Source organism: Salipiger sp. PrR003, from assembly GCF_010500785.1.
Classification (GTDB): domain Bacteria; phylum Pseudomonadota; class Alphaproteobacteria; order Rhodobacterales; family Rhodobacteraceae; genus Salipiger; species Salipiger pacificus_A.
This window is the reverse complement of the sequence record NZ_JAAGOV010000089.1, coordinates 1-10,886: the sequence shown is the minus strand read 5'-3', so window position 1 is coordinate 10,886 and position 10,886 is coordinate 1. Positions and strand designations below refer to the sequence as shown.

Genomic DNA, 10,886 nt, shown 5'->3' with positions numbered 1-10,886 from the left:
ATTTTTTTGCCTCGTTCCTGGGGTCGTTCGATGTGTCGAGTGACATGGAGGAGGCATACACATTTTTTGGGTAGCGTGAAACAGAAGATGGTGCAATACGTAATTGCAAGATACTACAAACGGAAAAAGTGCCACATAGTGATGCCCAAGACATGATGCGGATGTTTGTGCATACCACCCGGTGCGCCGGAGGGGCTGCCTCTGGGGCGGCCCTGGTTGCGGCGAGCCTTGCAAACTCGGCCGTAGCGCAAACGACGGCGCTGGACTGTGTGCCGCCGCCGGTCCCTACCGCGGACCTGCCGCAGGACGTGATCAACGAGTACCGCGATGAGCTTGGACTGGAGTTCTCGAATTACTTCACCGAGGCGCAGCACTACCTGCAGTGCCTGCAGATGGCGGAAGAGACGGCGCGGCAGGACATCGACACCGCGCTCGAGGCCTACGCGCGCCTGCAAGTCCTTCATTCAGATCAGAAACACATTCAAGAATGATGGATCGATCGCGAAACCCGCTGGACATCCAAAGAAGTGATGTGGTTGGTTGACGGCACACCTTTAACGGGAGTTCGGCGATGAAATATCTCCTCTGCGCTGCGGCCACGGCTGCCCTGGCTTTCACCGGAAGCCTGGCTGTGACATCGCAGCTGGCGCGCGCCTATCAGATCGATTGCGCGATCCTGCTGTGTCTCTCCGGCGGCTGGCCCGCCTCGGCGCCCTGCTTTGCGGCAAAGACGGAGTTCATCCGCCGGATCACGCCGTCGCCGATCGAGCCGCCGCTGCAAATCTGGCGCTGCCCGATGCATGCGGCCTATCCGGGAAACGCGGGGCAAACGCCGGAGCAGCGCCTCTACGATGTGGTCTTTGACCGAGGCGCGCGCCCGGTCCAATTCCCGTTTGGAGGGGACATCGGACCCGCGGCTGTGCTCAGAGGCGCGCTACCGCCGGACGCGCTCATCTCTGTGGCGCTGAAAGAGGCTGGGGTAGGGGGCGCCCCGAGGCGCGCCATCTTGCAGAAGATCGCCGACTACACCTCCGAGAATGGCGTGGCCGACATCGACATCAGCGACCCGGTTTTCGACTTCGTGCGTTCGATCCGGGTCTACAGCGTCGAATACATGCGCCAGCGCGAGCGGGGCAGCGACAATGACCACTGTGAGCGGAGGAGCCGCGTGCGCGTTGGTCGATACGGTCTGCAGGGGGATTTCTACTGGCGCGACAGCAGCCCTTCGGCGCTCCCGGCGGCCTTTGTCGGTGATGAGGGCTGGGGCGAAAGCTGCCCTTACATCTCGCGCCGATCGGTCTTCGTGGACTGGTCGGACTACCAGGGCAACTACGGCTACGAGCAGGTGAATTACTAGGGGCCCGTTCGCCACGCGAGGCTTCGGCCTGCAGAGCGGATCAAGAGAGACAGGCGCGTCGCCGCATGCGGCGCTTGGAGAAAAAGGAGCAGTTTCCCCACCCCCCAAATAAGAAACCCCGCGAAGGCGGCAACCTTCACGGGGGAGCTCTTAGAACAAGGGTGTGCAAACCCTTGGAAGCAAGCCTCATCACTTGCGACTCTATCAGCCTCCCCCATTGCCAGACAAGGAAAAACGCACCTGTGCGATCGGGTGAGTTCTGTCTGGCGCCGCCTCGCCAATACCGGACGAGGAAATTAGACCGATGCATATGGCTGAAGCCATTTTACCGACTCGACAACACATCTCCTTCCCCTCTTTGCCGCAGGGTATGGAGCGCGACGGCTTCGTTGCGCTGATTGACGCCGTGGCGCCGCTACTCGGGGTCAGAAGCGCTGCGCTCGCGACCTTCCGAACCATGATCGGCGCCACCCGCCCCCGCGCCTTCAAGAGCGGCAAAGAGGAGCCCTGCTGTTATCTCGCGCAATCCGAGATCGCCAAGAAGCGGAAGGTCTCGCCGAGCCGGATCCGGGCGGACGAGGCGCAACTGGTCGCGGCCGGGCTGATCGAGAAGCGCACCATGGGAAACGGCGCGCGCTCGGGCTTTGTCGGATGCGGCGTGTATTTCTCCGTGGCCGTCAAGAGGTGCCAGGAGTTCCTGGCGCTCCGAGAAGGCATCGAAGAGGGACGCCAGCATCACGCGAAGCTGCGCGGGCTTCGCAGCATCCACAAGAAGCACCTGAAGAGTTGCCTCGCTGAGCTGATCGCGGAACACGGGCTGGCGGCCGAGGTTCAGGACATTGCCGACGCCTTCGAGGCCTGGCCGAACGCGGACAAGCTGCACCGGATGCCCGTGGAGGAGCTGAAGGCGCATGTCGCCGAGGCGGACGTGCTCTGCACTGCGGCGTTGGATCTTCTGCAGGCGATGTCAGAAACGCACGGTCGACCGCACGAAAACGAGCGGTCCTATATACAAGATACAACTCAAGATTCTAACGAAGTACCTTGTAACGCAAGCGTTGATCAGCGGAGCGCGGGCAAGCCCGCGCGCACGAATGTAGAGGACGCCGCGCCGGGCGGCGCGCCGTCTTGCCGAGAAGAAAAGGATGGGGCGGGGGCCGCCGAACACAAGTCCAAAATCCTCACAAACATCCCGATCCAGACATTCATCCCACTCGCCTCCGAGGAGATGCGCTTCTACTTGGGTGCCCGCCGGCAGGGCCGGGGCGGCTGGTCGAGTCTGCACCTCCATGATTTCACCGTCGCCGCGCTTTGCCGCCTGCCAGAGCTCGGCATCAATCGCTCCGCCTGGGACGATGCGGTGCGAAAGATGGGCGTGGAGGACGCGACCTGGTGCGTGTTCATCCTCGATGCCAGAGCCGGCGATCCCGAGACACCGATCCTCAGCCCCGGAGGGTATCTGAGGGCCATGACACGGCGGCACGAGGAGGGCACGCTGAACATCGTTGGTGGGCTCATCGGGCTGTCGATGCGCCAGAATGCCGAGTAGCGGTGCAGCGCGTGCGACCCAGCAGAATGATCATCGCGACGGCCTTCCGCTGCGCACGGTGGCCTCGAGGCTGTGGGTTCTGCGGGCGCCGCAAGGGCGGCTTAAGTGGCAGAAAACGCGCGCAATTGCGCCAGAGACGTGGAGAGGGCAGCCTCTAAATGGCCGCAGTTACGTAGGGTAAGCAAATTCCCGCTCAGGTTGAGCCATTCGCATTGCGGTCAACGTGTAAGCTCCTGTTACTTCCCATCACGGCGCGACCAGCTGCGCCGCAGAAGACGGCAGGCCGCGTGTTGGTGGGGTCCGCCGGGAAAGGGAAAGCAATGAACCAATTCAACCACTCCGCCTATGAACAGGAGATTGGATCGGTCGAGGAGGAACCTCGACAACGGACGCGCCTTGAAAGCCTCGGCAAGGCGGGCCTCCTGTGGGCCGACCCCTTGGTGCCGAAGAAGCAGGTGATCGCGGAGACGGGCTTCGACGCACGCGAGTTGCGCCGTCTCTTCGGCAGGAGACGCCGCCCGCCTGTGTGCGACCTTTAGCTAGGCCCGCATCCTCGATGCAGCTCCTTCGCGCGCCAGCTTGCCGCCAGAGCGCGCGAACCGTTTGCAAAACAATGCCTCGGAAACCTGTCGACCGTGGTCGATATGGGCGGGCCGGCAACGATAGCGGATTTTTCAGGGGTCGGATTTTGGCACCCCCTCAGGGACTTCGAAGTTCGTGGCGTCTAGGGAACATGCGATATGCAAAGAGTGATTTTGCCATGACTACCGAAACTCAGGACCTGCTGCGCGAGTTGGCCCAGAACGCCGAAAGCGTGTGCCGGCACTATCTCTCCGCCGGGCGGCGCGAAGGAGGGTACTGGCTGGTCGGGGACCTGCAGAACACGCCCGGGCGCTCGCTCTACGTGCGCCTCACCGGTCCTGATGAAGGAAAGGGTGCACGCGGCCGCTGGACCGATGGTGCGACCGGTGAATACGGCGACCTGCTCGACATCATCAAGGCGCGGACCGGGATCGCCCGGTTTCCCGATCTTCTGGAGGAGGTCCGGGCACACCTCGGGCGCCCCATGCCGGCGGCGCATCCGAGCACGCCTCGAACGCGCAAAAGCACATCCGGCAAACGGACATCCGCAAAGCGTCTCTATGAGGCGTCGGTTCCGCTTTCCGGGAGCCTCGCAGAAACCTACCTCCAGCGCCGCGGCATCACCCGCGCAGCGTCCGCATCGGCGCTGCGCTTCCATCCGCGCTGCTGGCATCGCGATCACGACGAGGCCGCGTCCAAGCCGCGTCCCGCGCTGATCGCGGCGGTGACCGACAGGGCAGGGTGCCTTCGCGGCGTACACCGCACCTGGCTCGCGGAGGACGGATCGGACAAGGCACCCGTCGAGGTGCAACGCCGGGCCATGGGCGAGCTTCTGGGAAATGCCGTGAAGATCGACGCCGCCAGCGAGTGCCTTGCGATCGGGGAAGGTCTCGAGACCATGCTGTCGCTGCGCGAGGCCCTCCCGGGCCTTCCGGTCTGGGCTGCGCTTTCGGCTGCCCACCTCGGCGCCGTCGACCTGCCCGAAGGGCTACGCCAGCTCTACATCGCGCGAGATCTCGACGATGCCGGGCAGGCTGCGGCCGACAAGCTGAGCGCGCGGGCTAGGGACGCAGGCATTTCGGTTTCGGTGCTCGAGCCCCGCCTCGGGGATTTCAACGATGACCTGCGAGAGGATGGCTTAGCCGCGCTGCGGCAGCGGCTTCTTGGTCAGCTCGAGCGCGCCGATTTGGTGCGGATGGCGTTGAAGAGCTGAGGGGCTCACAGGGAGCGGCCCTGAGCGCTGCGCATCAAGTGGCCTGTATTGCGTCGACGCGTGAATCCGGCCGGTGCGCGGAGTTATCCACATTGACGGTGGGCAACTACGTGGAAGGGAGCCTTGATGTTCTTAGCGTGCAATGGCTCAACCTGCAGCGCTCTACTTCCGAGCATCTCCATTGGCGGCCTCCGCTATTGCCGCAGCGCCAGGAGATGCTTGCCGGCGAAAAATCGCCACTCAGCCCTGACATTTGAGCGCCGTCTATGGAATCTCTTATTATGCCGCATTGCAGCGATCACACTCATTGCATTCCCTTACCCCGCAATTGAGGAGTTCAGCATGGGAACCCAAGCGGCCTTCGGAAAGGCTCCATACAGCATGTCCATGCCCTATGACGCGGCAGCTGCCACGTCCGGCTTCGCCGCTTTCTCGGAGTTCCAGGGGAAGTTCGCGAGCATCGCGCTGGAAGCCGCATCTCTGTCGACGGATGTTTTCGCATCGTCGACCAAGAAGGCGTTGAGTAATCTTAAGACTTTGTCCGAAGTCCGGGAACGGTCCGAGTATGGCCCCGCGCTTGCGGAGTTTTCGCAGGCACAGGCCCAGCTCGCTCAGGACATGGCCGCTGCACTTGCCGAGGTCATGAAGAGCTGCGGGGCAGCGATGAGCGAGTTGACGACCGAGGCGACCGACGAGGCCACCGAGGTCATTTCAGAAGCGGTGAAGCCGCAGTATCCCGAAGCGGCACCCTCAAAGCCAGTCGGTACGGCCTCCACACCGGCTTGACAGCGGCGGCGCGTGGCGTCCGCCATCGGTTCATGAAGCGGGGCCAGGCGCCCGGTTTGCCTGACATTTGGCCGATTGCGCATCATAGATGTTGGCGAGACGCGCGCACATTGCGCCGAGCTCAATTTCGAGCCGACGGGTCTCTTCGCAGGATCTGGCGGGAGCGCTTTGCCCGAGCTTCCACAGATGAAGCCTGATCTGAGCATCGAGTTTGCGGACTCTATGCGCATTGAGGCAGGACACGTTCTTGGATGCGTGCGGCATAGTGCTTTAGGTTAACAACGATTCATGGTTGGGCAAACGAAAGCTCGCACTTGACGGCTGCGCTGGCAATAATCGGCTGCTGCTGCGAGACCTTGACCGTTGCGTGCGGAAGAGCTGAGAAGGCCTCGCCATGCGCCAAGCTTTGTGATCGAAACGGTGGAGCCCCCTGAGCGCGCATACAATCATCGCGGAACGTCCGCGGGGCGCTACCATCTATTGTGGCGCACCTTCCCCGGAAGTTGACCGGATACTGAATTTCAACAACTCCGGGCTGAACAGACTCGACGGAATCGCTGGCTCGGCTCACCTTCATCCTTGTCCGTGAGTGGACGAACGTGCCTGACGATCCACGCGAGCGAATGCTGGAATTTCCCAGTGCCGATGGGGAGGGCGAAACTTTCTCGAGAAACCTTTTGGATGACCAGAGCCCCGGGTTTGGACCTACCTGACCAGAGCCGGGGCATTTTATTGACTGTCTCTCACCGCGACGAATATCGGTCAAAAAAATTTGCGGGATAGCTGCATCGGCAGTCAGATGCTCGGAGCGGCTGAGCGCAACCCGTTCCGTGAGTGGTGGGTGACAGGCGTCAAAAAATCGGCGCCCCGAGGCCCGCGAAGAATCCCGCTCTTAGCTGCCATCATCGATGGTTTCCGACGCTTTGGCAATTCAAGGTGGGTAGCGGACAGACACTTTCGCGGTACCTCCTTCTGAAGTGGATATCGGGGGATCAGTCTTCCATTGCATCTGGGGCCGCCGCTAGCTGGTCCGCCTCAAGTTCCTCTTGATCAGCGGCGAGCGCAGCGGTTTCAGGGGTCGACGCTCGTGGCAAAGGCTTCATCTGGAAATTGACCTTGTCTTCGGTTGCGACAGCAGGTGCGACCCAGAGCCGGACGAGGGTGAATAGCGCGAGGAGCACATGGGCGCCGCCGGTCACGGCGAAGAGTGCTGGCGCGCCAAGGGTGGTCATCACGAAACCGGCCAGGGTGGGCCCAAAGATCGAACCGATGCCGAACACCAACAAGAGCCCACCACTGACTTGGATAAACGATCCAGGCGCAGCGTGATCGTTCGCGTGTGCGACAATGACCGGATACATTGCGAAGACCGTTGCGCCGAAGAGGGCCGCGAGGAGCAAAACAACCCAGGGCTGCGATACGCCGGTCAGCAAAAAGAGGCTATCTGCGACAACCGCTAGGAGTGTCACTGCCAACAGGACGCGCCGCCGGTCGAAGCGGTCTGACGCTATCCCAACGGGAATCTGGCTCGCAGCACCCGCGAGGATTGGAATGCTGGCGAAGAGTGCGATGTTGCTGAGCGAGAGCCCGATCCGGGCGGCGTAAACCGCGGCCAGCGTACCGAAAGCGGCGTTGGAAATACCTACCATCAGGACCGCGAATACGGCGATGGGCGAGTTCCTCCAGAGACCGCCGAGGTCCAGCGAGACTTGGGTGAGTGGCCGAGGTGTCGTTGTTGCGCTGATCGCCGTCGGCAAGAGTGCCAAGCAATAGACCATTGCCGCAAGAACGAAGAAGAAATAGCCGTTCGCATCGCCGAGAGTAAGCACCATTTGCCCCGCTGTGGAGGCGGCGAGATTGACCATCGTATAAATGCCGAACACCCGGCCGCGCGACGCGGCGTCAGATCTTTCGTTGAGCCAACTTTCCACGATCATTGCGGCCCCGGCAAAACAGAAGCCGGAAAGCGCGCGAACGGGGATCCAGACCCACGGCGTGATGAACACCAGGGATAGGAGGACCGCGATAGCAGCGATCGCACACATCGCCCCGAAGGCCCGAATGTGGCCCACGCGGGCGACCATGGCAGGCGTCCGCAAGCAGCCAGCGACATAGCCGATTGCCCAACCAGTGCCGAGAAGCCCGAGCGACGCCGCTGAAAAGCCTTCTGCCTCACCGCGGATCGGGAGTATCAGGCCGTTTACGCCCCCAGCGAAGAGCAAGAATGCAGACCCTGTCAGCAGGGCGGTGAGCGGAAGCAGGCTTCTTATCATGGCGCCACGATAGCTTTCGGGTGCTGCGAACTTCAACAGGTAGTCGGCAGGGCACCAGGGGGGCTTTTGCGCTGGTCGCGTCCTTCGAAATTGCGCTCAGTGAAGCGGCCCTTCGCTGCGGGGTGCAGGAGGGTCAGCAAGGCGGACAAGGACGAAACCGCTCTCGGGGTAGGGGCGCCTGCGGTGAGAGTAGCGTGCTGATTGAGGCGCCGGGATTTGGAGTAGGGCGCGTCAAACTTCAGGATCGTTCCCGAACAGGTCGCCGGCACAGCGGCGATGCCGGCGCCTGTCCAGCGTCAGCGCTCACGGGACAGTTGGACTGCCCACTGCCTCATATCAACGCTGATCATCTCGCGAAGCAGGTCGGCATGGGCGCTCTTCGCTACCAGCGCACGCAGGGCCATCATGGGTTTGGTCATCGGGGGCATGCCTCGGTTCAGGTTGGTTCAGCAACCTGAACCCACCGAGAAACCCGATGGCCATCGAAAGCTACACCACGCTTTGGGACGTCCCCCAGCTAGTCGCCAGAGCGTGCGAAAAGTTTGCGAAACAGCACTTCGGAAACCTTCAAGCCTTCCTCGGTGAACATGACGGACTTGGCGCGCGTGGCGGGGTTATGGATGAGCCCTTTTTCGTAAAGGCGGTCCAAAACTGCCCAATCCATCCCCTTCCAGGCGCGGCATTCGTCGTGCAGCGTTAGCCACAGCAACGCGAGCACAGCCTCGTCGATCTTGTCGTCGTCTGCGTCCATGGATGAAGCTCCTTTGTCGATTGGGAACCAGGCTGGATGCTTGCCAAGGGCGGACTTCGAGGGTACGCCGTTGACGTATATGTCAATGACGCATATATGGTAGCAGAAGATGACACGATTGCAGACAGTGGTCGAGCTTCCCGAATTCCAGAAGCGCGCAAAGGCGATCATGTCGGACGAGGAGCGGGCGGCGGCAATCACTTTCATCGCCGCGAACCCGGAGGCTGGTGTGTCACTGGGCGGCGGTTTGCGCAAGGTTCGCATCCCGCGGGAAGGCGGCGGCAAGAGCGGTGGGTTCAGGACGATCTACGTGTTCGGCGGCATTCACATGCCGATCTTCCTGATCACGGTGTTCGCCAAGAACGAGAAAGCCAACCTCACGAAGTCGGAGCAGGCCGCGGCCGTAGAGATGAGCAAAGCGATCATTGCCAAGTATGGGGATAACAGATGAGCGCATTTGAATCTGTAACCAAGGGTCTTGAAGAGGCGCTGGCCTTCGCAGCGGGCCAGCAGGCTGGCGCCAAGGTGCATGACGTTGCGGTCGCCAGCGTCGATGTCGCCAAAGTCCGGCAGAAAACCGGACTGTCACAAAGCGAGTTCGCCAAGAGCATTGGAGTCGCGAAGGGCACGTTGCTGAACTGGGAGCAGGGGCGCCGGCAGCCTACCGGGCCGGCGCAGGTGTTGCTGGCGCTCATCGCCAAGCAGCCCTCGGTCGTTCAGGATCTCCTGCGCGGTAGGTGAGCAGTCAGGAAAGGCGCTAACGACCGTTTTCGGCAATGGCCCCAGCGGCACCCTGAAGATTAGCGCGACGGTGCTTCGAGACCGTAGGGGCCGGCTGCATCGATGCGGGACCGCACTCTCGCCTCGATTGTCCGAAATGTGTAGCAAATTTCGGACACGATCGTCGCTCTCACAGCTGAGACCCTGCAGGGTAGCTATCGGTCCAAGTCAAAGCTCGTGGCTAAATCCCAAGTAGTAGACTGGCATCATGGTCAAATCTGCTCTACTTCCGGGTCCTCCTCAATGCGGAAGGCAGGGTTGGTCTCGAGGCGGAGTGTGCCGTAGCGGTCGGGTCTGAAGGTGCCCAGACTTGTCACGACATGGTTTTCGGCCCTTTCTGTTACCAGGATGTGAGCACCGTGCCAGACATGCCCTTTCGGGCCGTGTACAATGACAAAATCACCCATGAGGCCGTGTCCTCAAGTTGTTCCGAGAAAATCTGCAGCCTGCAAAGCAATTCCTGCACCTCGCCACCGCCAGTCATCATGACGCTGGACTTCGCCAAGGCCATGGTGCGACAGTGAGGGCGTCCCCGAAAGTGGCTGGTTCCTCATTGATGCCCCTGCTGCGGGCGATCTTTCTATCATTTTTGCGCTGCACCCCATCAATTACACGAAGAATGTTTCTCAGGGTTCTATTCGATATTTTCCGCAAGCCGATTGCCTGGTTTCGAAGATATCCGGCTTCCACTGGGGTGGAAACTTCGGAGCTTGTCGTGACAGGCCGCATTGCGGATGCGAACACCGCTCGACTGCCGACCTCTCAGACGCCCTTGGACGCGGCCTCCGAACAGCTCTTTGCGCAGGTATCTGTGTCTCAGGGCGAGGAAGGCGCCTCCCGAGTTGGATTGGTCACCGGTGACCCCGATCGCGCCCATCTCAGAGCGGAGTCGCCAAGTCAGGAGGCGTCCGGGTCCTCCTTCAATGACCTTGAGTCAGCGCCGCGGGCTTGGCGCCGGGATCTCGCCATCGTCGATGGCATGGACGTGATGTGCTGGGAGGGTGGGACCCCAAATCTGGAGGCACTGCGCACCGTGATCGATATGCTGCACGCGCGTCGGGTCACGCCGCATATCGTTCTGGCCCCTGACGCCTGCCGGATGTCGTCGGGCGAAGAGGGTGATCTCCGCGCATTCCGCCGGCTTCTGGACCGTGACGTGAATATCGACATCTGCCCGTCAGACAAGTCAGTCGCGGCCTGGGTGATCGAGCTGGCGGGCGATTTGGAAGCGCCTATCGTGTCGAACAATCCTTACCTCGCTTTGCCGAAGGCGCGAGAGCTTCCACGGCTGTAGGCTATGCCATAAAATCGCGGCAAACGTCCGCCTATCCACTCCACTCGGGGCCTGAGTGGAGCGGCACCAGAGGATTCAGTGATGTCAGTCGAGCCGATCCTGCAGGAGCAAACCGGCTTTCTGAAAATGACGCCGGGCACGATGCCGGCGCTCTTCTAATCCTTCAGATCAGATCGTCCACGGTGATGCACAGGGCAGCGGCAAGCCTTTTGAGAGCATCTAGAGAGCCGTTCTTTCGGCCAGTTTCGATCTCGGCCACGGTCACGCGATGCACTTCCGCGCGAGACGCGAGCTCAGCTTG

The 10,886-nt window shown here is 61.6% G+C and carries 13 protein-coding genes; 9 read left to right on the top strand and 4 right to left on the bottom strand.

Features of this window, described 5'->3' with window-relative positions:
• Positions 1 to 161: 161 nt before the first annotated feature.
• The 6 genes from G0D83_RS27855 (at position 162) to G0D83_RS27830 (ending at position 5,487) form a co-directional block, all read left to right on the top strand.
• Complete coding sequence (locus G0D83_RS27855) at positions 162 to 491, top strand: hypothetical protein (RefSeq protein WP_164197755.1); 330 nt, start codon at positions 162 to 164, stop codon at positions 489 to 491.
• An 80-nt stretch (positions 492 to 571) separates the two neighbouring features.
• Positions 572 to 1,357, top strand: coding sequence for a hypothetical protein (locus tag G0D83_RS27850; protein WP_164197754.1), 786 nt, complete (start codon positions 572 to 574; stop codon positions 1,355 to 1,357).
• 310 nt (positions 1,358 to 1,667) lie between these two features.
• Complete coding sequence (repC, locus tag G0D83_RS27845) at positions 1,668 to 2,906, top strand: replication initiation protein RepC (protein ID WP_164197753.1); 1,239 nt, start codon at positions 1,668 to 1,670, stop codon at positions 2,904 to 2,906.
• A 320-nt stretch (positions 2,907 to 3,226) separates the two neighbouring features.
• Positions 3,227 to 3,445 (top strand): hypothetical protein, encoded by a 219-nt coding sequence (locus G0D83_RS27840; RefSeq protein ID WP_164197752.1) that lies wholly within the window; start codon positions 3,227 to 3,229, stop codon positions 3,443 to 3,445.
• A 221-nt stretch (positions 3,446 to 3,666) separates the two neighbouring features.
• Positions 3,667 to 4,701 carry a toprim domain-containing protein gene (locus G0D83_RS27835; protein WP_164197751.1) on the top strand — a complete coding sequence of 345 codons (1,035 nt, stop codon included), beginning with the start codon at positions 3,667 to 3,669 and terminating at the stop codon, positions 4,699 to 4,701.
• 342 nt (positions 4,702 to 5,043) lie between these two features.
• Positions 5,044 to 5,487 carry a hypothetical protein gene (locus G0D83_RS27830; protein WP_164197750.1) on the top strand — a complete coding sequence of 148 codons (444 nt, stop codon included), beginning with the start codon at positions 5,044 to 5,046 and terminating at the stop codon, positions 5,485 to 5,487.
• A 992-nt stretch (positions 5,488 to 6,479) separates the two neighbouring features.
• Here the strand turns inward: G0D83_RS27830 and G0D83_RS27825 are convergent.
• Together G0D83_RS27825 and G0D83_RS27820 are read right to left on the bottom strand one after the other, a co-directional pair.
• Positions 6,480 to 7,760 carry an MFS transporter gene (locus tag G0D83_RS27825; protein WP_164197756.1) on the bottom strand — a complete coding sequence of 427 codons (1,281 nt, stop codon included), beginning with the start codon at positions 7,758 to 7,760 and terminating at the stop codon, positions 6,480 to 6,482.
• A gap of 517 nt (positions 7,761 to 8,277) precedes the next feature.
• Complete coding sequence (locus tag G0D83_RS27820; RefSeq protein WP_164197749.1) at positions 8,278 to 8,511, bottom strand: DUF6429 family protein; 234 nt, start codon at positions 8,509 to 8,511, stop codon at positions 8,278 to 8,280.
• Positions 8,512 to 8,638: 127 nt separating this feature from the next.
• On the opposite strand from G0D83_RS27820, the gene G0D83_RS27815 reads away from it, so the two are divergent.
• On the top strand, positions 8,639 to 8,962 hold the full coding sequence (locus G0D83_RS27815; RefSeq protein ID WP_370457332.1) for a type II toxin-antitoxin system RelE/ParE family toxin: 324 nt from the start codon (positions 8,639 to 8,641) through the stop codon (positions 8,960 to 8,962).
• Entirely contained in the window at positions 8,959 to 9,252 is a 294-nt protein-coding gene (locus G0D83_RS27810; RefSeq protein ID WP_164197747.1) for a DNA-binding transcriptional regulator, read from the top strand. The genes G0D83_RS27815 and G0D83_RS27810 overlap by 4 nt, the downstream gene beginning before the upstream one ends.
• A gap of 251 nt (positions 9,253 to 9,503) precedes the next feature.
• On the opposite strand, the gene G0D83_RS27805 is transcribed toward G0D83_RS27810, so the two are convergent.
• Entirely contained in the window at positions 9,504 to 9,698 is a 195-nt protein-coding gene (locus G0D83_RS27805) for a hypothetical protein (RefSeq protein WP_164197746.1), read from the bottom strand.
• Between the two features lie 212 nt (positions 9,699 to 9,910).
• On the opposite strand from G0D83_RS27805, the gene G0D83_RS27800 reads away from it, so the two are divergent.
• Positions 9,911 to 10,585 carry a hypothetical protein gene (locus tag G0D83_RS27800; RefSeq protein ID WP_164197745.1) on the top strand — a complete coding sequence of 225 codons (675 nt, stop codon included), beginning with the start codon at positions 9,911 to 9,913 and terminating at the stop codon, positions 10,583 to 10,585.
• 163 nt (positions 10,586 to 10,748) lie between these two features.
• Here the strand turns inward: G0D83_RS27800 and G0D83_RS27795 are convergent.
• Positions 10,749 to 10,886 (bottom strand): helix-turn-helix transcriptional regulator (locus G0D83_RS27795; protein WP_164197744.1); only part of this gene is annotated, 138 nt, incomplete at its 5' end.